We start from the raw sequence: 22,185 nt of genomic DNA on the forward strand, positions 1-22,185 counted from the left end.
GCGCGGCCGCCCTACAGGGGCCGCAGCGGTGGCAGAGGACGGCCGAGGGCCTCTGGTGCAATGCCCTCCCGGAGGGCCAGCACCAGACCGGCCGCTTCGGCATAGCTGCCCACCTTCAGGGCCTTCAGGCCCAGTGCCTCTGCCGTGACCGCCAGCAGGCAGGGGTTCCCTTCCACCGCAATCAGCGGAATGCCGCGCTCGGCGCAACTGAGCACGGCCTCCCCGCCGAGGGCCCCCGCCGGAGCCACCACGACCCCGATCCGGCTGGGGTGGAGAAGATCCAAAGGCCCGGACGCGACGGGTGGAGCCTTGGCCAACGACCCCAGCGGAATCAGATCAGGTGCCCGGCTCAACCCCACCAGGACGCAGGCCAGGAAGGTGTGGCCCAGTTCCTCGGCGGCGGCCCGCGGATCGAGACCAGGTTCCGACGCCAGCGGCCCCAGGGCCGGGGCATGGGCGCAGGGCAGGCCGAACCTGCCACCCAGCAGGTGGCTGATCACCGCCTCCGCCCCGGCCAGGGGATCGACCCCGCCGTCCTGGCGATAGGCCTGCAACGCCCCGCTTCCATGGTCGTCGGGGAAGCGGGTCACCACCGCGATCGCCGTTGCCCCCTCCCGGCAGAGCCGCTCGGCGCCCCGCAGCAACGCATCGGGATGGCCCAGCTGTCCCCAGCTCGCGCCGCTCTCCCCCCGGGTCAGGCGCACCTCGACCGCTTGATCGGTGATCACCACCGGCCCGATCGAAAGGCCAAGCGTGGCCCGGCAGGCATCCGCCACCTGCAGATGCCGGAGCTGCAGCTCGGGCTCCATCGCCGCATCCAGCAACAGACCCACCCGCTGCCGCCGTACCGGAGCCAGGGCCAGCTCGCCCCTGGCAAACCGGTTGAGGGCCCAGCCCTCCACGTAGTGGAGGCGGGGATCGCTCCAATAGAGGGCTGCCCCGTTCATCACGTTCGGGTGGGTGATCAGGCAACCGCTGGCGGCGGCCAACAGCCGGGCCACCGGCAGGCCATCACCGGCGAAGCCGCCGATGCTGCAGCCGATCCCAGTCGGGATCACCAGCAGGGTGGGTAGAGGGGAGGCCTGGGTCAGGGGCACAGCACCACCGCCTCGAGCCGCAGCCTGCTACGGCCTGCGCCCCCCCCGCTCTCCGCGGCGCCGTCACCGATCGACTCTGCGGCGGTGATCGCCCAGCGCAGCGGTTCTCCATGGGCGGCCAGGGCCGCCAGCACCTCAGGAAGCAGTGGGCCCGGCCCGGCCTCCAGCCAGAACTCCAACGCTTCAAGCCTCATGGCCGTGGCCGGAGGGCAGGCCGCCGGCGTCCAGAAGGAGCGATCACGTCTGAAACTGCCCGAACTGCAGCTGGTAGAGGGCATCCTCCTGGCCAGCCAGCAGCTGGAGGTCGCTGCGGGGATAGGACACGCACAGCAGGGCAAAGCCCTCGGCCTGCAGTTCCGCCTTCACCCCCATCGCCTCGGATTGATCCACCGACCCCGCTCGAACCCTGGCCGCACAGGTGGTGCAGACCCCCGAGCAACAGGAGCTGGGCAGGGGCACGCCCGCCAGCTCGGCCGCCGCCAGCACGGTCTGGTCGTCACGGCAGGAGAAGGTGTGGAGGGTGCCGCCCAGGTCGGCGACGACGGTGAAGCTCTCACTCATGACGGGCGGGGGGAGACGGGGGTCCAGTGGTCGGGGTGGGGGGCCAGATACTCGGCGAGCGAGCCATCCGGGCCGCGGCTGCGACAGGCGCTGAGATACAGATCGAAACTGATCGACAGGCGCACGTTCTCCCCATCCTGATTCTCGGTGACGGCGTGGTCCGTGCAGGCCGGGAAGAGCACCAGCAAACCCGCTTCAGGGGGCACATCCAGCCAGGGCAGATTGAGGGGATGCTCCGGAGCGATCGGTCCGCCATGGCCGACGCCAAGGCCCGGCACGAGCTCGTTCACCTGCCGGGTTGCGAACAGCCTCAGGCAGCCCCCCCGCCCGGTGCCATCGCCGTTGAGATAGAAGACAGCGCTGAGATGGGCGTTGGGGTGGTGATGCCGACCTACCACCATGCCCAGCCCGCTGACCACCGGCCAGGCGCGCTGGATGAAGAGGTCCACCTGGTTCAGCTCGAAACCGAGGGCTTCGAGGTAGTCCCAGGCCTGGGCTTCCACCTGGCGGCGCAGCCACTGGAAGGAGGCCTGCCGATGCACCTGCCAGACCCCATTGAGATCACCGGTCCAGGCACAGCCGGGATCGGGATTGCTGCTCGCCCCCCCGGGCAGGGCCAGCACCTCCTGCATCATCACCGCCGTTTTGAGCGGATCGGGCCCCAGCTGCACCCGGCCGAGGGCGAGGGGGAACAGGGGCTGGATCTGCAGGGTCAGCTCAGCCCATCGCCGAGCCACCCACCACTTCCAGGATTTCCTGAGTGATGGCCGCCTGACGCGCCTTGTTGTAATCGAGGGTGAGGGTCTTGGCGAGCTCCTTGGCGTTGTCGCTGGCGTTGTTCATCGCCGTCATCCGGCTGGCCAGTTCGCTGGCGGCGGCTTCCTGAAGCGAACGGAGCAGTTGGTTGTCGAGGTAAAGGGGCAGCAAGGCATTGAGAAGCTGATCCGGGCTCTGCTCAAAAACGAATTCAGATTCCAAAGGGGGCGCCTCATTGGCACTGGTCCCGCCCCGCTCGACGGACAACCTCCCTTCCCGGGTGGTCAGCCGGAAGATCTCGTCGTCCTGGGCTGCAATGCCCTGGGGATCCAGGGGCAGCAGGGTCTGGGCAACGGGCGCGCTGCTCACCAGGCTGACGAACTTGGTGTAGATCATCTCGACGCGATCCGTGCTGCCCGAGAGAAACTCGGCCAGGATCTCATCGCCGATCCGTCCGGCATCCTCGGCCGTTGGCACCTGCTCCAGCCCTGTGAAGGTGGAGAGGATCGGATAGGAACGGTTCTTGAAATAGGTGGTGGCCTTGCGGCCGATCAGCACCAGCTCCACGGTAAAGCCATTGCCGGTGAGCTCGACGAAACGCTGCTCGGCGCGCTTGATGATACTGGCATTGTAGCCACCGCAGAGGCCACGATCCGCACTCACCACCACCAGGGTGATGTGGCGAAGCGGACGCTCCTGCTCCAGCAGCGGTGTGCTGCTGACATCCTCGAAGCGCAGCCGCGACTGGAGATTCTCCAACATGCGGGCGAGGCGATCGGCGAAGGGCCGTGAGCGGAGCACCTGCTCCTGGGCCCGCCTGACCTTGGCTGCCGCCACGAGACGCATGGCCTCGGTGATCTTGCGGGTGTTCTTGACCGAACTGATCCGGTCGCGAATTTCCTTGAGGTTGGCCATGGTTCAGATGCCTCAGGCGGTGGCGAGCAGGGTGGATTTCACTTCGTTGATCGCCGCCTTCAGGAGCTCCTCGGACGCCTCGCTCATCTGCTTGTCGGTCTGAAGCTGCTCGACGAAGGCGGACGCATTGGTTTTCAGGTACTCACGCAGCTCTCGCACGAACAGGGTGCACTGGTCGACGGGGATTTCATCGATCAGCCCCTTGACGCCGGCATAGACCACGGCCACCTGCTCGGCCAGGATCAACGGGCTGAACTGGGGTTGCTTCAGCAGCTCGCGCAGGCGCTTGCCGCGTCCGAGCTGCTTCTGGGTGGTGGCGTCGAGGTCGGAAGCGAACTGGGAGAAGGCGGCCAGCTCATCGAACTGGGCCAGTTCGAGCTTGAGGGTGCCGGCGATCTTCTTGATGGCCTTGGTCTGGGCGGCGCCCCCCACCCGGCTCACCGAGATGCCCACGTTGATGGCCGGGCGCAGGCCTGAGTTGAACAGGTCGGAGGTTAGGAAGATCTGGCCATCGGTGATCGAAATCACGTTGGTGGGGATGTAGGCCGACACGTCACCGGCCTGGGTTTCGATGATCGGCAGGGCGGTCATGCTGCCCTTGCCCATCGCGTCGGAGAGCTTGGCGGCCCGCTCGAGCAGGCGGCTGTGGCAATAGAACACATCGCCGGGGTAGGCCTCCCGTCCGGGGGGACGGCGCAGCAATAACGACATCTGGCGATAGGCCTGTGCCTGCTTGGTGAGGTCGTCGTACACCACCAGGGTGGCCTTGCCCTTGTACATGAAGTACTCGGCGATGGCGGCACCGGTGTAGGGGGCCAAGTACTGGAGGGCGGCAGGCTCCGAGGCACTGGCGGCCACCACCACGGTGTAATCCAGGGCGCCGCGTTCCCTCAGCACCTCGATCACGTTGGCCACGGAAGCGGATTTCTGGCCGATCGCCACATAGACGCAGACGACATCTTCGCCCTTCTGGTTGAGAATCGTGTCGATGGCGATGGCGGTCTTGCCCGTCTGGCGGTCACCGATGATCAGCTCGCGCTGGCCGCGGCCGATCGGGATCATCGCGTCGATCGCCGTGATGCCGGTCTGCATCGGTTCATGGACCGACTTGCGCTGAATGATCCCGGGGGCCATCGACTCGATCAGCCGCGACTCGGTGGTGGCGATCTCCCCCTTGCCATCGAGCGGAAGCCCAAGCGGGTTGATCACCCTGCCAAGCATGGCGTCACCGACGGCCACCTCGGCAATCCGGCCGGAAGCCTTCACGGTGCTCCCCTCCTGGATGCCCAGGCCTTCGCCCATCAGCACGGCGCCAACATTGTCATCCTCAAGGTTCAGGGCGATGCCCTCGGTGCCATCCTCGAATTCGAGCAGCTCTCCCGCCATCGCCTGCTGCAGGCCGTAGACACGGGCGATGCCATCACCCACCTGCAACACGGTTCCAACGTTGCTGACCGAAACGGACTTGTCATAGTCCTCGATCTGCTGCTTGAGGATGGCGCTGATCTCGTCGGGACGGATGGAAACCATGGGTTCAGATCCCCGCTCGGGGAGGTGATGGAAGAGGAGGGAGGGAAGGTGAGGAGGGGGGAAGCGACAGCCGTAGACAGGGAACTAGCCCGCCTTGGCCAGGGCGAGACCGAGCCGTCGAACCTGACCCGCCAGGCTGGCGTCGATCACCTGGGAACCCAGGCTGACGACGAACCCACCGATCAGGGCGGGATCGACGCTCAGGTCGAATTCGACGGACTCGGTGCCGGCCACCGCCTTCACCTTGGTGCGCAGGCTGGCCTGCTGGGCCTCGGTGAGCGGCGTGGCGGAGGTGACGTTGGCCAGAGCGATTCCCCGCTGTTCGCGGTACAGATCGAGAAAGCGTGCGAGGACAGCATCAAGCAGGGCGATGCGCTGACGATCAGCCATCAACTGCATCAGGTTGAGGAAGGCCGGGGTGACCTGATCGTTGAACAGGGTAACGAGCGCTGCCTTTTTGAGCTCCGGTTCGATCACTGGAGAGGTCATCGCGTCGCGCAATTCTGGAGAATCCTTCCAGAGCTGCAGAACCTGCTTGGCCTGATCGGCCACCAGGTCGGCTTCCTGGCGTAGATCTGACACCTGCAGCAGAGCGTCTGCGTAGGGGGAGGCGATCGAATTGAGCAACGGCATCAGGCTTGTCCGATGGTGTTGATGGAACGATCGATCAGCTTGGCCTGGGCATTGGCGTCGAGTTGGCCAGGGAGCTCGGCAAGGGCCCTCTCGATCGCCCGCCTTGCCGCTTCACGACGCAGCTGCTCACTGACCCGGGAAGCCTCCGAATCGAGATCGGAGGCGGCGGACTGCTTCAGCCTCGCCATCTCTTCGACGGTTCTCTGTTCGCTGTCCAGCCGAATGGCATCAGCCCTGGACTTGCCTTCGATCCTGATCTGCTCGGCCTTCGTCTGGGCTGCGGCCAGGTCTTGCTGGGCGGCGAGCAGGGCGGCATTGGCCTCCTGCAACCGGCGCTCCACCTCTTCGAGATCGGAGAGGATGGCCCCGCGGCGGCGCTCCAGGATGGAGCCCATCACCTTGGGCAAAAACCAGACCAGGCCAGCGATGACGATGGCAAGGTTGATGATGTTGGTCTCGAACGGATCAAGGTTCAACCCGAGCCCACCTTCAGCCGCCAGGAGCGGAAGAGATGAGAAGGGGAAAGCGAGGAACGGGTCGATCATGTCGCGGCCAGCAAACGTTTGACGATCTGATCTCCGAGCCGATCGGCATCGGCCACCAGCTGATCGAGGGCGAGCTTGCTCTCTCGATCGATCTCCCGGCGGGCCTTCTCCCGGCTGGCATAGGCTTCGGCTTGGGCCGCGGCCAGAGCGCTGCGGTAAAGCCTGTCCATCTCCTGCTCCGCGTCCACAACCAGGGACTGGGCTTTCTGACGTGCCTCCTTGAGCTGGCTGGTGAGGTCAGCTTCAAGGCGCTGGGCCTGGGCGAGCTTCTGTTTGGCATCAGCGCGGCTGGTGGCCAGGAAACCCTCCCGTTCCTCCACAGTTCGCCCGATGGGTCGAAAGAACAGGGCATTGAGGATGAAGGTGAGAAGCACCACCTGAATCGCCATCAAGGGCAGGGTGGCGTCCAGGTCAAAAAGACCCCCCTCGGTGGCAGCGGCAAACAGAAACCAGCTGGTCATGGGGCAGGAGCGCTGGGAAAATCAAGGTTGGTCGCCGGGGGACAGGTCCCTCAGCGGGGCAGACGATGGGGTGAACTGATCAGCTGGTCGCGGTCAACCGGCGAAGGGGTTGGCGAACAGGAGCACGAGGGCAACCACAAGGCCGTAGATGGTCAGCGATTCCATGAAGGCCAGGGAGAGCAGCAGGGTGCCGCGAATCTTGCCTTCGGCTTCGGGCTGGCGAGCAATGCCTTCGACGGCGCCGCCGGAAGCCGTGCCCTGACCGATGCCAGGGCCGATGGAACCGAGGCCAACGGCCAGACCAGCAGCCACAACAGACGCAGCGGAAGTAATGGAATCCATGGTGGAACGAAGAGATGGGGGCGCCGGTGAGCGCGGGTTGGAGCTGGCGCCGGGGACATCTCACCGATGGGAGATGGGCCCGGAATCGACCGGACCTGCGCGCAGGAGTTTTAGCAGAGAGGGGTGCTGAGCAGGTAGAGGCCTTGAGCGGGCCCGTTCAGTGGGCTTCCTCGTGGACAGCCTCACCGATGTAATAGGCGGCAAGGGTGGCGAAGATCAGTGCCTGAATGGCGCTGGTGAACAGACCGAGGAACATCACCGGCAGGGGGACGATCAAGGGGACCAGGAAGGCAAGAACAGCGACGACGAGTTCGTCGGCAAGGATATTTCCAAACAAACGGAAAGAGAGGGAGAGTGGTTTGGTGAAGTCTTCGACGATCTTGAACGGAAGCATGATCGGCGTCGGCTCCACGTAATACTCAAAGTAGCGGAAACCCTTTCTGCTCAGGCCGGCATAGAAGTAGGCCAAAGACACCAGCAAGGCCAGGGCAATGGTGGTGTTGATGTCTGCGGTTGGGGCGCCGAGCTCTCCACTGGGAAGATGAATCAACTTCCAGGGAACCAGGGCTCCTCCCCAGTTGCTCACGAAGATGAACAGGAAAAGAGTGCCGATGAAGGGAAGCCAGTCGCGGTAGGCTTTCTCGCCGATGTATTCGCGAGCGATGTCGCGGAGGTACTCCCAGAGGAACTCGAGCAGGTTCTGAGCTCCACTGGGATCGCGCTCCAGCTTGCGGGTTCCCGCCACCACAAGGGCAAGCAGTGCGCCGATGACCAACCACGAACTCAGAAACACCTGGCCGTGGATCTTGAGCCCACCGAGCTGCCAGTAGAGGTGTTGACCCACCTCAAGCGCAGCGAACGGGAGGGAGAAGGGCAACGGGACCATCGAAGGAAAAGGAGGTGCCGCTGTTGCGACGGATGGGAAGGGAGATCAGCCGTGGGGTTGGCTGGAACTAGGCCGGGAGAAAGGCCTGGAGCAAGATCGCCGGCTTGTAGAGCAGAAACCCGACAAGGGCCGGAACGATTTCGAGACCGGGCACCCGGGAAGCGGCAAGAACGAGCACCACGGGCACCAGCAACTGGGCCTTACCCACTTGGCGTGAGTCGGGACCGATGCGGGCCACGGTGCGCGCCAGCAGCTTCAGATAGAGCAGAGCTGCCAGGGATCCCAGCAGCAGGCTGATGGCCGTAAAACGGCCGAACAGAAGCGCCGACAGCGGCACAACCACCACAGCCAGGGCCATGGTGGCGACCAGGAGCTGGCGTTGAAGCCGGGCGTAATCGTCCATGCCACCAGAAGGCTTGGAAGGCCCCGGCCTGCTGGTATCTGGCTGGGTTGAATCCGCCTCTCCCTGGTCGGAGAGGTCCAGTTGCAGAGGGTCGCGTCGGTCCAGGGGCTCTGAAAACCCTGGCTTCCCATCAGGTTGGTCCCGTCCGACGGACGGAATGCCTGAGGGGCTGACACCCGGCGAAGCTGCAGCCTGCAAACGCCCCCAAAGCTCTGCAAAAGGCCCGCGGAATTTACCATGCGGACCTCTATGGGGTTGCCGCCAAACCCGGTCTCCCCGCTGACCGGCAGGTCCATCCAGGCCCTGATTCATCAGCCAGCCCGAACCGTCCCATCACGCCTGCGGCGGCGCCAACAGCAGCAGCCGCTGCAGCCAAGACTGCCGTGCCACCCGGACCAGCCGCAACGGGTCCCACCCCAGCGGGAGCTCGGCCAGCGGCGTGGACGGGGGCGCCGCTTCGAGGGCCTTCAGCAGATCCAGCTGATCCCCATCCAGGTCAAGGGGCCGCAGGTCGGGATCGAGCAGTGACGCTCCCGGCCATCCCCACAGGCAGGGGTTGCGTCTGCCCGTGGCGGCCAACAGCTCCTCATCCTGGCTCCAGTGGCTCTGGGCCAGGGGACCCTGGCTGAGGAAGAACTCGAAATGGCTGATCTCCGGATCGAGGCTCTCCACCAGGCTCCATTGCTGCCGCAGAGGCAGACCCCTGGCCCGCTCCAGCAGATCCCCTTTCAACAGACGGGCGAGATCCCATTGCTCAGGATTGGAGAAGCCGGCGAACTGGAGATCGGCGGACGCCACGAAGCGGAACAGTCGCTCCAGGTTGTAACTCGTCTCCTGGGGGTGCAGGTACATGTCGGCGAAGTTGGCATCCGCCGCCGTGTCCAGGGCCCAACGCTGCTCGTGGTGGCGGCGCAGCCGGTGATTCTCCGGCAGATCCGCGAACAGCTGCCGGCCAAGCCGCAGACCCTCCTGGTCGGCGACCACGCCGAGGTCCTGGAGGGCCCGCTGAATGCGGTGGATCTCCCAGCGACCGCCGTCGGCATACAGAAACAGATGCAGCAACCCGCCAGGGGCCAGCAGGCGGGCAAGGGCGGCCAGGCCTGCTTCCGGTTCGCCCAGGTGATGCAGCACCCCCACGGAGTTGATGTAATCGAACGGGCCTTCGCCCTCCAGCTCCAGCAAGCTGCGCTGCTCGATCCGCAGGCCAGCGGTGAGGGCACCGCCGCCGGAGCGCCGCAGGCGTTCCCGAGCCACCTCCAGGGCGCCAGCACTGATGTCCACCGCCAGGATCTCGGAGCCCGGATTGAGATGGGCCAGGTAATCGGTGCTCACCCCGGTGCCGCAGCCCGCATCGAGGAGCCGCGGCGGCGGCACCGGCAAGGGCAGGCGCCCCGTGCAGGCGCTGAAGGCGGTGGCATGGCACCAACGCCAGTTGTAACCGGGCGGGGGACCATCCTGGAGGGGATCCCCTGGGTAGGGGAAGCGGTCGTAGAAGGCGCTCACCACGGGGGTGGCGGCATCGGCGGGAGCCTGGGGCATGGGGGGAGGGTCGTTCACCGGTCTGGCGAGCCTTTCATGCTCCGCTCCGATCCCCACACTTGGCCAACCCCCCTGGCTGGAGCAGCCCAGCTGCAAACATTTGTTCATGGCGCCCGAAGCAGGCTGAAGCTGAGCCGTAACGTTGTCCAGCCCGGTACACGCCCCTCCATGACCGTGACCGCCAGCAGCGGCAGCAGCAGGGTTTCCCCACAGCGCTACGACACCCTGCCGCTCTCCAGCGTCCGTCAGGCGGAGCAACAGGATCGCTTTCCTGAAAAGGGTGAGCTCGACACCCTGATCACCTTCTTCAACAGCGGCGTCATTCGCCTCGAAGCGGCCCGTCGCCTCTCGGCCAACGCCGATGTGATCGTGGCAAAAGCCGCCAACCGGATTTTCGCCGGCGGCACGCCCCTGTCCTATCTCGACGCGCCCCTGACCCCTGTCCTGATCAGCAGCGGCGCCAATGCCCCCCTGGCGGCCGACCAGCTTGCGGCGGCCTCCTCCGTGCGCACCTTCGCCCAGGGCATCGGTGGCTCCGGACTGCTGGGCCGGATCCTCGAAGGTGTCCAGGCCGACGCCGACGTGCGGGTGGTGCTGCCCAGCGGCTTCAGCCCGATCAGCGTGGCGCGCTACGGCAACGAGCGCATGCGCAAATCCCTGCGTGACATGGGCTGGTTCCTGCGCTACGTCGGCTATGCCGTGGTGGCCGGTGATCCGAGCATCCTGGCGGTGAACACCCGTGGGCTTCGGGATGTCCTGGAAAAGGGCTGCTCCCTGGCCGCCACCAATGTGGCGCTCCAGGAGATGCGGGCCGCCGCCGCCAACCTCTTCCGCCAGGAGCCGGAGGCGCGTGAACTGGTGATCGCCTGTTTCAACGTGCTGCTCAAGGAGTTGGCGGTGCCCACCCCATCGACCCGGCAACGGCTGGGCAGTCCTGAGAACCAGGGCCTGCAGTTGCCCGCCACCTATGCCCTGGCGGCCGAGACGCCCCAACGCTTCGTGATGAAGCCCGGCCTCTCCGGACGAGAAAAAGCCGAGGTGATCCGGGCGGCGTACCGCCAGGTGTTCGAGCGCGACATCGTCAAGGGCTATTCCCAGGTGATCAGCCCGGTGGAGGCCACCCAGACGGCCCAGGGGCAATTGCCGATGCGGGAGTTCATCCGTTGCCTGGGCCGCAGCAAGGAGTACCGCCAGCAGTTCTACGGACGCTTCTCCAACAGCCGGGTGGTGGAACTCGCCTTCCGCCACTTCCTGGGGCGCGGCGTCAGTTCGATCGAGGAGTTCCGGCGCTATTTCGCCATCGTCAGCGACCAGGGCCTCGCCGGTCTGGTGGATTCCCTGATCAACACCCTGGAGTATGGCCAGGTGTTCGGGGAGGAAACCGTTCCCTTCCTTCGCGACCTCGGCGAGGAAGCCCAGGAGAGCGCCGGATGGGGATCGAACCGGAAGCTGTTCCGCTTCAGCGCTCCCTTCGAGGGCGCTCCGCAGTACATCACCCTCTACGCCTCCTACCGGCAGTCGCTCCCCGATCAGCACGTCTACGGCGGCGGCAACGATCCCCTGGGTCTCAACTTCGGGGCGATCTTCCCTTCCGGCACGGCCTCGGTGGCCACCCGGCCAGCCCCCTTCGGCTACGACACCCGCCGCATCCTGGTGGGCAACGGCATGGCCCAGCCCGGCCAGATGGACAGCCCCCAGTTCCGGGCGTCGAGTCCAAGACGGGTGGGGCCCAGGGTGGTGCGGCTGCAGCAGATCGCCACAGGTGGCAGTTCCGTGCCCCGCCGCCGTGGGCAGCCGAGCGTGCGCAACACAGAAGCCAGCACCCAGGGGGTGATCCGGGCTGTGTATGTCCAGGTGCTCGGCACCGTCGGCTATGCCGGTGAGCAACTCACCGTCGAGGAGATCAAACTCGAGAATGGCGACATCAGCCTGCGCGACTTCATTCGCCAGGTGGCCCGCTCCAACGCCTTCCGCAAACGCTATTGGTCAGGGCTCTACATCACCAAAGCCATCGAGGTGATGCACCGCCGCCTGCTGGGTCGCCCCACCTTCGGGCGCTGGGAAATCAACAGCTACTTCGACACCGCCGCGCGCCAGGGCTTCTACGGCGTCATCGACGCGATGATGGAGAGCCGCGAGTACAACGACGCCTTCGGCCAGGACACCGTTCCCTACGAACGGTTCATCTCCCCAGCCGATCTCAACGCCCGGCGTGTGCCCTCGCTTCGCCAGCCTTTCGAGGCCACGGCGGTGGCTGATTTCACCCCTGTTCGGCGGCCGGAAGTCGCCCCCACGACCAGTTTCCGGGGAAGTGGGGATCTCACCGCCCGCAACCTGGCGGATCGGCGGCGCGTCCGGGTGGTGGGCGGTTGGCGCGCCTCGATCAGCGGCGGCGAGACACCCTCGGGAAGGCTTGAGGCCCAGGCCCCCCAGGGCCTGAGGCAACCTCCGTCCCCCACCCGCCGGTGGAGCACGCCGCGGGCCACACCAGGCTTATCGGTCCCAGCCTGGCGATCAACACCCTCGGCCGCTCCGGGGTCGACCTCCTACCAGTCTCCCCCTCAGGCTGGGGGCTGGACCTCCCGGGTCGGCGGAGCCAGCCCAGGATTCAGTCCCGCCAAAGGGCCTGATGCCGCCATGGCCGGCGCCCTGGGAGGGGCCAGGCCCCAGGGCTTCAGCCGGCGCGGTGGTCTCGGCCAACCAATCACCTGGCGCCCGGATGCCGGTGAAACAGCCCTCCAGGAAGTGATCGAGGCAAGCTACCGCCAGTTGCTCAATCGCGTTCCCCTGGCGTCGGAGCGGCTGAATGATGCGGAGTCCCAGCTGCGCGATGGGCAGCTCTCCGTTTCCGAGTTCATCGGCCTGATCGCTGCGGGTGATCTGTTCCAGCAACGGCTGATCCGGATGGCGCCGCTGCGGGCCGCCTCGGCGGCTTTCCTGGCCCTGCTGGGCCGGGCCGGTCAGCCCAAGGAGGTGAGCCATTTCCTGGCCACAAGAGCCAAGCAAGGCCAGATGACGGCCCTTGATGGCATCCTCGACAGCCAGGAATACTCGGAACGTTTCGGGCGGGACACGGTTCCCTATCTCCGCGGCCTCGACACCGAGAACGGGATCCCAATCACCACTGTGAACCGCACCGCAGCGCTCTATGCAGGCAATGCAGGCCTCACCCCTCCCACCAAGGGGGCAATCTAGTCCGCAGCATTGGATCAACATCGTTAGATCAAGCTGATCCAGACCGCCCCGCCAGCAGGGATTTGTTGCGGCCGATCAATCCCTTCGCCGGAATGCTCAATTGGGCTGCATTCCTGCCGGAATCGATGAATGTCGGATCTCATTCGTCGTGGTGTAATTGTTGTTTCGTGGTGCGCTGGCGATGGTGGACGGACCCCGCTGAAATCCTTGGCAGCAAAGGGGTTTTCGGGATTTGGCCGGCGTGAAGAACTGTTACCACCGTCACGCTCCAGTGGCCCCTTGGCCGCAGAATCATTGAGCGATCGGCCCGTTCGATCGTCCGCCATGGCTTCAAGCTTTAACCGTGCAGCCCTCCAAGGTTGCCGGCGGGCAGCGAGTCAGGGCATTCCCCTTACCCACCGGATATCGGTCTCCTTATCGGCGGCCGCTTGTTTCGAGGCAGAACTGCATGAGCATCGTCTCCAACTCGATCATCAACGCGGACGCAGAAGCCCGCTATCTCAGTCCTGGCGAACTCGACCAGATCAAGTCTTTCGTGGGCGGCGGTCAACGCCGGCTGCGAGTGGCTCAGGTCCTGAGCGAGAACCGTGAAAGGATTGTGAAGCAGGCCGGCGGCGCCCTCTTTCAGAAGCGTCCGGACGTGATCTCTCCCGGTGGCAATGCCTACGGCGAAGAAATGACGGCCACCTGTCTTCGCGACATCGACTACTACCTGCGCCTTGTGACCTACGGCATGGTGGCTGGAGATGTGACTCCCATCGAAGAGATCGGCATCATCGGTGCCCGCGAGATGTACCGGGCCCTCGGCACTCCCCTTGAGGCCATGGCCGAATCCGTCCGCGAGCTCAAGAACGCCTCCATGGGCCTGCTCACTGGAGCTGACTCCGAAGAGGCTGGTTTCTACTTCGACTACGTCATCGGCGCCCTCTCCTGAGGCTCGCCCTTCCCTGCCCCCCGCCTCTTCCCAGGACCCATGCAAGACGCGATCACCAACGTCATCAACCAGTCCGACGTCCAGGGCCTTTACCTGGACGATTCATCGATCGGACGCCTTGAGCAGTATTTCACCAGCGGAGAACTGCGGGTCAGGGCTGCGGCGACGATTGGTTCCAACGCTTCGGCGATCATCAAGGAAGCCGTCGCCAAGACTCTTCTCTACTCGGACATCACCCGTCCGGGCGGGAACATGTACACCACCCGTCGCTACGCCGCGTGCATCCGCGACCTCGACTATTACCTCCGTTACGCCACCTACGCCATGCTCGCGGGTGACACCTCGATCCTGGATGAGCGGGTGCTGAACGGTCTCAAGGAGACCTACAACTCCCTGGGTGTGCCGATCGGTGCCACGGTTCAGTCGATTCAGGCGATGAAGGAAACAGCGGCGTCCTTGGTCGGCCCGGATGCCGGCCGAGAGTTGGGTGTTTACCTCGACTACATCAGCTCAGGCCTCGGCAACTGATCCCAGCGCGACGCCCCACCCAGCGAGGATTCCTTCATGCGCCTGTTCAAGATCACGGCTTGCATCCCTTGCCCCGAAAAGGTGCGCAGCCAGAGGGAGCTGCAGAACACCTTCTTCACCAAGTGGGTGCCCTACGAGAGCTGGTTCGCTGAGCAACAGCGCATCATGAAACAGGGGGGGAAGATCCTCAAGGTTGAGCTCGTCAGTGGTCGGCGGCAGGTCAACGTCGGCAACTGACCTGTCCCTTCCCTGGATTGCTCATGCCCGGCTGAAGCCGGGCTTTTTTTCGTCCCTGGCACCCTGTCATTGACCACTGGAACACGGCTGAATGGGGGCACCTCTCGACCGCTTCGCCTTGGCCGGTTCCGCGAACTCCAGCAACAGGACACGGCCAGCCCGGGGCGTTCTCTCTGGTAGCCCTGGCCCAACGGATGGATCCAGCCTGCCCTGGGCCCAGTGGCCCGCCGAGGCCCGCCTGCTGCTTGGCCTAGTGGCGATCTGGAGCCTGGCGGGCCTGTTGATCCTGGCCTCAGCCAGTTGGTGGGTGGCAGCCCGGGAAATGGGGGATCCGGCCTATTACCTGAAGCGTCAGGTGATCTGGCTGATCGCCAGCTGGGGCCTGCTCTGGTTGGCGATCAGCACACCGCTGCGGCGCTGGTTGCGCCTGGCTGGACCGGCCGTGCTGGTGGGGTGCCTGCTGATCGCCGCCACCCTGGTGGCGGGCACCACCGTGAATGGGGCAAGCCGCTGGCTGGTGATCGGGCCGATCCAGATCCAGCCCTCTGAGCTCGTCAAGCCCTTCGTCGTGTTGCAGGGAGCCTCCCTGTTCGCCCACTGGAAACGGATCGGCATGGATCAGAAGGTGCTGTGGCTGGTTACGTTTTCGGTGCTGCTGCTGCTGATTCTCAAGCAACCCAACCTCAGCACCGCCGCCCTGACCGGGCTTCTGCTCTGGTCCATGGCCCTGGCGGCCGGTCTGTCCCTGCTGCTGATGCTTGGCACGGCGGTCGCCGGTGGCCTGATCGGCACGGCCAGCATCCTGATCAACGACTACCAGCGCGTGCGGGTCGTGTCGTTTCTCAACCCCTGGCAGGACGCCCAGGGGGACGGCTACCAACTGGTGCAGAGCCTGCTGGCGATCGGCTCCGGGGGACTGCTGGGCGAGGGGTATGGCCTCTCCACCCAGAAGTTGCAGTATCTGCCGATCCAGTCGACCGATTTCATCTTCGCGGTGTTTGCCGAGGAGTTCGGCTACATGGGCTCCCTCGTGGTCCTGGTGTTTCTCCTGCTGTTCGGCTTCGTGGGCCTGCGGGTGGCCCTGGGATCCCGCGGCAACCAGCAGCGCCTGGTGGCGATCGGTTGCGTCACCTTGCTGGTGGGGCAGTCGATTCTCAACATCGCCGTGGCCAGTGGTGCCATGCCCACCACCGGCCTGCCCCTGCCGCTGGTCAGCTACGGCGGCAACTCCCTGCTGGCCAGCCTGATCACGGCTGGACTGCTGATCCGCTGTTCGCTGGAATCAGCGGATTGGGAGGGCCGCCCCCCCCACAAGCGGCGCCGGAGGCGGGAGGCTGGTAGCGATACGGAGGGGAGCCCCGTCCCGATAGGGTGATTGCTCTGCCTGGGGTGGTTGCAAGGCTTCCCCGCCTTTCCCAACGCGCGGATGACGAGCCCGGGGCTGTTCATTTCCGACCTGGCTCGCTGGGGTGAGGATCTCACCGCCAGCTCCCTGAACGCACCGGGCCCCCTGACCCTTGCCATCGTCTTTGGCGCCGGCCTGCTCACAAGCCTGGGGCCCTGCTCCCTGTCGCTGCTGCCGATCACGGTGGCCTACATGGCGGGCTTTCCCGGACAGACGGGTCGACCCTGGCAGCGCAGCCTCAGTTTCGCCGGCGGCATCGTGCTGTCCCTCGTGCTGCTCGGCGGGGCCAGTGCCCTGCTGGGCAGGCTCTATGGGCAGATTCCCGGTGTCATCCCCACCCTGGTGGCCATTCTGTCGGTGGTGATGGGCCTCAACCTGCTCGGGCTGCTGCGGTTGCCCCTGCCGAGCGGACCGGATCCGGAGCAATGGCGCCGCCGCATGCCGGCGCCCCTGGCGCCGCTGGCGGCCGGCGCTGCCTTCGGCCTGGCCGCCAGTCCCTGCACCACTCCTGTGCTGGCGGTGCTGCTCGGCTGGATTGCCCAGCATGGCCAACCCCTGGTCGCCATGGTGCTGCTCACCTGCTTCGGCGCCGGCCAGGTGGTGCCTCTCCTCCTCGCCGGCACGGCGGCCGCCTCGATGCAGCGGCTGCTGGCCCTGAGGGCCCTTAGCCGCTGGATCCCCCCCCTCAGCGGCGGCGTGCTGCTGGCCAGTGGAGCCCTGACACTGTTGGCGCGATGGCCCTGAGCCCTGCCCCCAGGCCAGCAGGCGCGGCGGCTCTGCTGCGCCTGCTGGCCTGGATCTCCGACCTGCGCCTGGCGATCGGCCTGTTGCTGGTGATCGCCATCGCCAGCGGTGTCGGCACCCTGATTCCGCAGCGGGAAGCCGCCGGCCGCTACCACCAGCTCTACGACAGCCAACCCTGGCTGGGGCTGTTCAACGGCGACTGGATCCTCCGACTGGAGCTGGATCACGTTTATTCCAGCCGCTGGTTCCTGGGCCTGCTGGCCTGGCTGGGTCTGGCCCTGGTGCTCTGCAGCTGGCGCCGCCAGTGGCCGGCGCTGCGGGCGGCGCTGCGCTGGATCGACTACCGCTCGCCGCGCCAGCTCAGCAAATTGAGCCTGGCGGAAACCATCGCCAGCCCGGATCCCAGCTCAGACCTGGGCCATTTGCAGCACCTGCTCGAGGCGCGGGGCTGGCGGCTGCAGCTCGCCCCGGATCGCCTGGCGGCGCGGCGGGGACTGGCAGGTCGGGTGGGGCCGTTGCTGGTCCATGCCGGCCTGGTGGTGCTGATGGTGGGTTCGGCCTGGGGGTCGCTGGGTGGCCAGCGGCTGGAGCGTTTTCTTGCCCCTGGCCGGGAGCTGGCCCTGCTCGATTCCAGGGGCGTCAGCCAGCTCACCCTCGCGGTGGACAACTTCCGGATCGAGCGGGATCCTGCCGGCCGTCCAGAACAGTTTCGCTCCGCTCTATTGCTCAAAAACGGCGACGGAGAGACCCTGGAAACGGCGGAAGTGAGCGTGAACCACCCCCTGCGCTACCGGGGTGTCACGGTCTATCAGGCGGACTGGGCCCTGGCGGCGATCACCGTCCAGATCGGCCGCAGCCCCCTGCTGGAGCTGCCGCTGCGAAGCCTGCCGGAACTGGGGGAACAGATCTGGGGGCTGGCCCTGCCGACCCGGCCGGATGGCAGCGAGCCCGTCCTGCTCACCCTGGGCAATGAGCGGGGACCGATCGAGCTGTTCGCCGCCGATGCCCACCGGATCGGCCAGATCGTGCCAGGGGGAGAGCCGATCGAGGTCGGCGGCCTGCCGCTGCGGGTGGTCAGCGTTCTGCCAGCCAGTGGCCTGCTGCTGAAGCGGGATCCGGGGGTGCCGCTGGTCTACACCGGCTTTGCGATCGCCCTGCTCGGCGGCGGCCTCAGCCTGATCGCCACCCGCCAGCTCTGGGCGATTGCCGAGCCTGAGCGAGGCCAGCTCCACCTGGCGGGCCTCTGCAACCGCAACCTCACGGCCCTGGCCCAGGAGTTGCCGGAACTCCTGGCGGCGGTGGAGCGCGGCCGCAGTGAAACGTCCGCTCTCGCTCAGCAGGCCTGACGGCTGCCCTGAGCAACCCGGATCACGGTGTGGACATTGCCACGCGGATTGAAGTCAGCCTCCAGCTGCATCCAGACGGGTTGGCAGGCTGCGGCGAGGTCGTCGAGGATTCGGTTGGTGACCTCTTCGTGGGAAACGCTCCGATCGCGCCAACTGTTCACATAGAGCTTGAGCGCCTTGAGCTCCAGCACCCGCAGGCCCGGCTGGTAGATCAACCGCAGCACCGCGAAATCCGGATAGCCCGAAAAGGGACATTTGCAGGTGAACTCGGGCAGCTCGATTGCCACCTCATAGGGGCGTCCGGGCCGGGGATTGTCGAAGCAGATCAACTGGGCGTCGGCAATCAACCTCTCGCCGTAGGGGGGGGTCTGGGTGGCGGTCATCGAAGTGGTCATCGCAATGGCCATCGAAGCAGCGGCGGCGGCCGGGCGTTCCGAGGCCAGGAACTCAACGGATTGTGACAGCTCCCTTGGAAAGCTCGCTTTTGCTCCCGATGAACATCATGAACGCGCTAAATCTGGATTGAAGGACAAAACGTTGGGCATGCCCTGGGCCAGTCCCGGAGCCCCTGTTGGAAGTAGCCCCACCGCGAGGCGAAGCAACGCTCCTTTGGATGAAGCGGTACCAGCTCCAAGCCCTGTGATCCCTTCCCTTCGAAGCCGTTCAGCCATGACCCCCACCTCCCTTGTGTATCGCGGTGTTCGCTACGACGCCGATCAGCCGGGCCAATCCCCCGGCACCGCTCCGGTGCGGCACATCTACCGGGGCATCCAGTTCCAGGAACCCCTGCGCCATGAGCCTGCCAAGGCGAACGAAACCGTTCTGCTCCACTATCGGGGCAACGTTTACCAGCATCGGCAGCAGGAGGCGGCCCGCCAGCTTCGGGATCGCTGATCGCCGACAAGCCGAATCAGCTGTAGCAACAACGACATCGGGACCCTGCGGACTCAGGCCTAATGGCTGCGTCGCAGGGTTCTGTCTTGGATCTCGTTCTCGTCGCCATTCCAGGGGGCTACCGCCTGCTGGCCCAGTCGGCGACAGGGATGCTGTGGCTACAAACTCACTTCGAGGCTGAACACTGGCACCTGCTGGCCGCCGGCCATGTCAGCGTGGAAGCGTCTTCAGCTCGCCTGATCGACACGGACGCCCGGGAGGCAGGCCTGGCCGTCAGCCACCTACCAGGACAGCCTCACGGAGACGCTGAAGCTGCCCATCCGGCAAACCCCCCTGAACTCCGCCCACCCGCCCCTCTTTGAGACTCCATGAAAAAAGTCGAAGCCATCATTCGTCCCTTCAAGCTTGAAGATGTCAAGGTGGCCTTGGTGAATGCCGGCATCATCGGCATGACGGTGAGTGAAGTGCGTGGATTCGGCAGGCAGAAGGGTCAGGTTGAGCGCTACAGGGGATCCGAGTTCACTGTTGAGTTTCTGCAGAAACTCAAGCTCGATGTCGTCGTCGACGATGACCGCGTCGAAACCGTCGTCAACGCGATCCAGGATGCCGCCCGCACCGGTGAAATCGGTGATGGCAAAATCTTCATCAGCCCGATCGAAACCGTGATCCGAATCCGCACGGGCGACCGCGACAGCACGGCGATCTAGGCCGAAGCGTCCTGGTGGTTCTCAGGCTCCGGCCAGGGTGAGGCCCACCAGCTCCTCGATCACCCCGCGGTCGAAAGGCTCACCCTGGTTGGGCGAGCCAGCCCTAAGCCAGAGCAGGTACTCGTGGTTGCCGGCCGGGCCGGTGATCGGAGAAGCCACCAGGCCCGCCGCCGGCCAGGCCAGAGCGGCGGCGGCGGCAATCACCGCCTCAATGGCGTCGGTGTGGGCACGCGGGTCCCGCACCACCCCCCCCTTGCCCACCCGCTCCCGCCCCACCTCGAACTGGGGCTTGATCAGCACCACGGCCTCAGCCACAGAAGGCTGGAGCAACCGCCGCAGGGCCGGCAGCACCAGAGCAAGGCCGATGAAGGAAAGATCAGCCACGGCCAGGTCGGGCCAGGGTTCTTCGGGCCCATAGAGCTGCTCAGGGTTGAGGTGGCGCAGGTTGGTGCGCTCCTTGAGGATCACCCGCCCATCGGTGCGCAGGCTCCAGGCCGTCTGGCCATAGCCCACATCAACGCCGTACACCCGGCGGGCCCCGTGCTGAAGAAGGCAGTCGGTGAAACCCCCGGTGGAGATCCCGCCATCGAGGCAAACCCGCCCAGCCGGGTTGATCGGGAAGGCGGCCAGGGCCGCCAGCAACTTCTCACCACCCCGGGAGACGAAGCGCGGCCCCTGCTCCACCTCAGGAATCAGCTCGAGGCGCACCTCCAGGCCGGGTTTGTCGAGGATCTGCCCCTGGGAGCGCACCCGGCCTGCCCGGATCAGCTGCTGGGCCTGGCCACGACTGGCCGCCAGGCCCAGGGCCACCAGGTGAAGGTCGAGGCGCTGCTTGCGGGCCATGGCGAGGCTGGGTCGAAGCACCGCCTGTGCTCCTGGGGCCATCGAACCACGGCCGGGGCACCCCCTGATCGTGTCTGAAAAGTCGACCCATAGATTGGGCGAACATTCGAGCTCCTCTGGCCCTTGATCGAGCGTTACACCCTCCCCGAGATGGGCGAGATCTGGAGCGAGCAGGCCAAGTTCCAGTCCTGGCTGGAGGTGGAATTGGCGGCCTGCGAAGCCCGCTGCGCCCTGGGCCTGGTGCCGGTGGAGGCGATGGCCGAGATCCGCGCCCGGGCCTGTTTCGAGCCGGAGCGGATCGCGGTGATCGAGGCGGAAGTGCGCCATGACGTGATCGCCTTTCTCACCAACGTCAACGAGCACGTCGGCGATGCGGGCCGCCACATCCACGTCGGCATGACCAGCTCGGATGTGCTCGATACGGGGCTCGCCCTGCAGTTGAAGGGGTCGGTGCAGGCCCTGGGACGAGAGCTCATCGCCCTGGTGGAGGCCCTGCGGGAGCTGGCCCGGGCCCACAAGGGCACGGTGATGATTGGCCGCTCCCACGCCATCCATGGCGAGCCGATCACCTTCGGCTTCAAGGTGGCCGGCTGGCTGGCCGAAACCCTGCGCAATCAAGAGCGGTTGGCGCGGCTGGAAACGGTGGTGGCCGTGGGCCAGATCAGCGGCGCCATGGGCACCTACGCCAACACCGATCCCCGGGTTGAAGCCCTCACCTGCGCGCGGCTGGGCCTGGTGCCTGACACCGCCAGCACCCAGGTGATCGGCCGCGACCGGCACGCCGATTACGTGCAGACCCTGGCCCTGGTGGGTACCTCCCTGGAGCGTTTCTCCACCGAGATCCGCAACCTGCAGCGCACCGACGTGCTCGAGGTGGAGGAGAACTTCGCCAAGGGGCAGAAGGGCAGCTCGGCCATGCCCCACAAACGCAACCCGATCCGCAGTGAGCGCATCAGCGGACTGGCGCGGGTGCTGCGGGGCTACACCGTGGCAGCCCTCGAAAACGTGGCGCTCTGGCATGAACGGGACATCAGCCACAGCTCCGTGGAGCGCATGATGCTGCCGGATTGCTCCGCCACCCTCCACTTCATGCTCCGGGAGATGACTGAGGTGGTGAAGGGCCTTGGGGTCTATCCCGCCAACATGCAGCGCAACCTGAATGTGTATGGCGGCGTGGTGTTCAGCCAGCGGGTGCTGCTCGCCCTGGTGGAGGCCGGCATGACCCGGGAGCAGGCCTACGCCATCGTGCAGCGCCATGCCCACAGCGCCTGGAACAGCGAGGGGGGAGATTTCCGAGCCAATCTGGAGGCCGATCCCGAGGTCATCAGCCTCCTGAACACCGATCAGCTCGCGGAGTGCTTCTCGGCCGACCTGCATCAGGCCCAGCTGGGAGTGATCTGGGAACGGCTGGGGATCTGACGACGATGCCTCCTGGCTCAGAGCCCAGAGGCACGGCTCACCAGAGGCCCCGGATCACGGGAGCGGGCTTTCGGACCGGTGTGAACGTGCAAGCGGGATTGGGCGCCGCCTGGGCCATCAGGGTGGTTTCAACCGTTTTGACCGGAACGGAAGCAAGCGTCTTGGCTCCCTTCAGGCAGGGCGGCACGTCGCTGGGTTCGGCGGAGAAAGCAGGAAGAGAGAGCGCAAAGGAGGAAGCAATACAAAGAACGAGAGGCTTGAACAT

At 65.8% G+C, this 22,185-nt stretch carries 26 protein-coding genes; 10 read left to right on the plus strand and 16 right to left on the minus strand.

What is annotated here, in order from left to right; genetic code table 11:
- Positions 1-11: 11 nt before the first annotated feature.
- The 13 genes from KBY66_RS01540 to KBY66_RS01600 form a co-directional block, all read right to left on the minus strand.
- Positions 12-1,091 (minus strand): DUF3326 domain-containing protein, encoded by a 1,080-nt coding sequence (locus KBY66_RS01540; RefSeq protein ID WP_255087418.1) that lies wholly within the window; start codon positions 1,089-1,091, stop codon positions 12-14.
- Complete coding sequence (locus KBY66_RS01545; RefSeq protein WP_255087338.1) at positions 1,088-1,291, minus strand: hypothetical protein; 204 nt, start codon at positions 1,289-1,291, stop codon at positions 1,088-1,090. The genes KBY66_RS01540 and KBY66_RS01545 overlap by 4 nt, the downstream gene beginning before the upstream one ends.
- A gap of 43 nt (positions 1,292-1,334) precedes the next feature.
- Positions 1,335-1,658, minus strand: coding sequence for a 2Fe-2S iron-sulfur cluster-binding protein (locus KBY66_RS01550; RefSeq protein WP_255087339.1), 324 nt, complete (start codon positions 1,656-1,658; stop codon positions 1,335-1,337).
- Complete coding sequence (locus KBY66_RS01555; RefSeq protein ID WP_399224595.1) at positions 1,655-2,395, minus strand: TIGR02466 family protein; 741 nt, start codon at positions 2,393-2,395, stop codon at positions 1,655-1,657. Before KBY66_RS01555 ends, KBY66_RS01550 begins: the two co-directional genes overlap by 4 nt.
- Positions 2,376-3,329, minus strand: coding sequence for a F0F1 ATP synthase subunit gamma (locus KBY66_RS01560; RefSeq protein WP_255087340.1), 954 nt, complete (start codon positions 3,327-3,329; stop codon positions 2,376-2,378). Before KBY66_RS01560 ends, KBY66_RS01555 begins: the two co-directional genes overlap by 20 nt.
- Positions 3,330-3,341: 12 nt before the next feature.
- On the minus strand, positions 3,342-4,859 hold the full coding sequence (atpA, locus tag KBY66_RS01565; protein ID WP_255087341.1) for a F0F1 ATP synthase subunit alpha: 1,518 nt from the start codon (positions 4,857-4,859) through the stop codon (positions 3,342-3,344).
- Between the two features lie 84 nt (positions 4,860-4,943).
- A complete protein-coding gene (atpH, locus tag KBY66_RS01570) occupies positions 4,944-5,492 on the minus strand; it encodes an ATP synthase F1 subunit delta (protein WP_255087342.1) in 549 nt (182 codons plus the stop codon).
- Complete coding sequence (locus KBY66_RS01575) at positions 5,492-6,037, minus strand: F0F1 ATP synthase subunit B (RefSeq protein WP_255087344.1); 546 nt, start codon at positions 6,035-6,037, stop codon at positions 5,492-5,494. The genes atpH and KBY66_RS01575 overlap by 1 nt, the downstream gene beginning before the upstream one ends.
- Entirely contained in the window at positions 6,034-6,498 is a 465-nt protein-coding gene (locus tag KBY66_RS01580; RefSeq protein WP_255087345.1) for a F0F1 ATP synthase subunit B', read from the minus strand. The genes KBY66_RS01575 and KBY66_RS01580 overlap by 4 nt, the downstream gene beginning before the upstream one ends.
- Positions 6,499-6,591: 93 nt before the next feature.
- Entirely contained in the window at positions 6,592-6,840 is a 249-nt protein-coding gene (gene atpE, locus KBY66_RS01585) for an ATP synthase F0 subunit C (protein WP_071801201.1), read from the minus strand.
- A gap of 157 nt (positions 6,841-6,997) precedes the next feature.
- The gene (gene atpB / locus KBY66_RS01590) at positions 6,998-7,726 is read right to left on the minus strand and encodes a F0F1 ATP synthase subunit A (protein ID WP_255087347.1); all 729 of its coding nucleotides are present in this window, start codon (positions 7,724-7,726) and stop codon (positions 6,998-7,000) included.
- Between the two features lie 67 nt (positions 7,727-7,793).
- Positions 7,794-8,129, minus strand: coding sequence for a hypothetical protein (locus tag KBY66_RS01595; RefSeq protein WP_255087349.1), 336 nt, complete (start codon positions 8,127-8,129; stop codon positions 7,794-7,796).
- Between the two features lie 333 nt (positions 8,130-8,462).
- Positions 8,463-9,668 (minus strand): class I SAM-dependent methyltransferase, encoded by a 1,206-nt coding sequence (locus KBY66_RS01600; protein WP_255087350.1) that lies wholly within the window; start codon positions 9,666-9,668, stop codon positions 8,463-8,465.
- Positions 9,669-9,836: 168 nt separating this feature from the next.
- Here KBY66_RS01600 and KBY66_RS01605 point away from each other — a divergent pair, with 168 nt between their 5' ends.
- From KBY66_RS01605 to KBY66_RS01635, 7 genes are all read left to right on the plus strand, one after another.
- Positions 9,837-12,863 carry a phycobilisome rod-core linker polypeptide gene (locus KBY66_RS01605; RefSeq protein WP_255087352.1) on the plus strand — a complete coding sequence of 1,009 codons (3,027 nt, stop codon included), beginning with the start codon at positions 9,837-9,839 and terminating at the stop codon, positions 12,861-12,863.
- Between the two features lie 448 nt (positions 12,864-13,311).
- Positions 13,312-13,797 carry an allophycocyanin gene (locus KBY66_RS01610; RefSeq protein ID WP_255087354.1) on the plus strand — a complete coding sequence of 162 codons (486 nt, stop codon included), beginning with the start codon at positions 13,312-13,314 and terminating at the stop codon, positions 13,795-13,797.
- A 39-nt stretch (positions 13,798-13,836) separates the two neighbouring features.
- The gene (apcB, locus tag KBY66_RS01615; RefSeq protein ID WP_255087355.1) at positions 13,837-14,325 is read left to right on the plus strand and encodes an allophycocyanin subunit beta; all 489 of its coding nucleotides are present in this window, start codon (positions 13,837-13,839) and stop codon (positions 14,323-14,325) included.
- 36 nt (positions 14,326-14,361) lie between these two features.
- Positions 14,362-14,562: a phycobilisome linker polypeptide gene (locus KBY66_RS01620; protein WP_255087356.1), complete on the plus strand. Its 201-nt coding sequence runs from the start codon at positions 14,362-14,364 to the stop codon at positions 14,560-14,562.
- 91 nt (positions 14,563-14,653) lie between these two features.
- Positions 14,654-15,937 carry an FtsW/RodA/SpoVE family cell cycle protein gene (locus KBY66_RS01625; protein ID WP_255120017.1) on the plus strand — a complete coding sequence of 428 codons (1,284 nt, stop codon included), beginning with the start codon at positions 14,654-14,656 and terminating at the stop codon, positions 15,935-15,937.
- Between the two features lie 51 nt (positions 15,938-15,988).
- Positions 15,989-16,711, plus strand: coding sequence for a cytochrome c biogenesis CcdA family protein (locus tag KBY66_RS01630; protein WP_255087357.1), 723 nt, complete (start codon positions 15,989-15,991; stop codon positions 16,709-16,711).
- Entirely contained in the window at positions 16,702-18,057 is a 1,356-nt protein-coding gene (locus KBY66_RS01635) for a cytochrome c biogenesis protein ResB (protein ID WP_255087358.1), read from the plus strand. The genes KBY66_RS01630 and KBY66_RS01635 overlap by 10 nt, the downstream gene beginning before the upstream one ends.
- Here the strand turns inward: KBY66_RS01635 and queF are convergent.
- Entirely contained in the window at positions 18,045-18,440 is a 396-nt protein-coding gene (gene queF, locus KBY66_RS01640) for a preQ(1) synthase (protein ID WP_255087359.1), read from the minus strand. The genes KBY66_RS01635 and queF overlap by 13 nt on opposite strands.
- 286 nt (positions 18,441-18,726) lie before the next feature.
- On the opposite strand from queF, the gene KBY66_RS01645 reads away from it, so the two are divergent.
- Complete coding sequence (locus KBY66_RS01645; RefSeq protein WP_255087361.1) at positions 18,727-18,951, plus strand: DUF4278 domain-containing protein; 225 nt, start codon at positions 18,727-18,729, stop codon at positions 18,949-18,951.
- A gap of 368 nt (positions 18,952-19,319) precedes the next feature.
- Entirely contained in the window at positions 19,320-19,658 is a 339-nt protein-coding gene (locus KBY66_RS01650) for a P-II family nitrogen regulator (protein ID WP_255087362.1), read from the plus strand.
- A 21-nt stretch (positions 19,659-19,679) separates the two neighbouring features.
- Here KBY66_RS01650 and KBY66_RS01655 read toward each other — a convergent pair whose 3' ends face one another.
- Positions 19,680-20,501 (minus strand): TlyA family RNA methyltransferase, encoded by an 822-nt coding sequence (locus KBY66_RS01655; protein WP_255087421.1) that lies wholly within the window; start codon positions 20,499-20,501, stop codon positions 19,680-19,682.
- Between the two features lie 123 nt (positions 20,502-20,624).
- Here KBY66_RS01655 and purB point away from each other — a divergent pair, with 123 nt between their 5' ends.
- On the plus strand, positions 20,625-21,920 hold the full coding sequence (gene purB, locus KBY66_RS01660) for an adenylosuccinate lyase (protein ID WP_255087363.1): 1,296 nt from the start codon (positions 20,625-20,627) through the stop codon (positions 21,918-21,920).
- Between the two features lie 37 nt (positions 21,921-21,957).
- On the opposite strand, the gene KBY66_RS01665 is transcribed toward purB, so the two are convergent.
- Positions 21,958-22,185 (minus strand): hypothetical protein, encoded by a 228-nt coding sequence (locus tag KBY66_RS01665; RefSeq protein ID WP_255087365.1) that lies wholly within the window; start codon positions 22,183-22,185, stop codon positions 21,958-21,960.

It is taken from the genome of Synechococcus sp. Tobar12-5m-g, from assembly GCF_024345415.1.
Classification (GTDB): Bacteria; Cyanobacteriota; Cyanobacteriia; order PCC-6307; family Cyanobiaceae; genus Regnicoccus.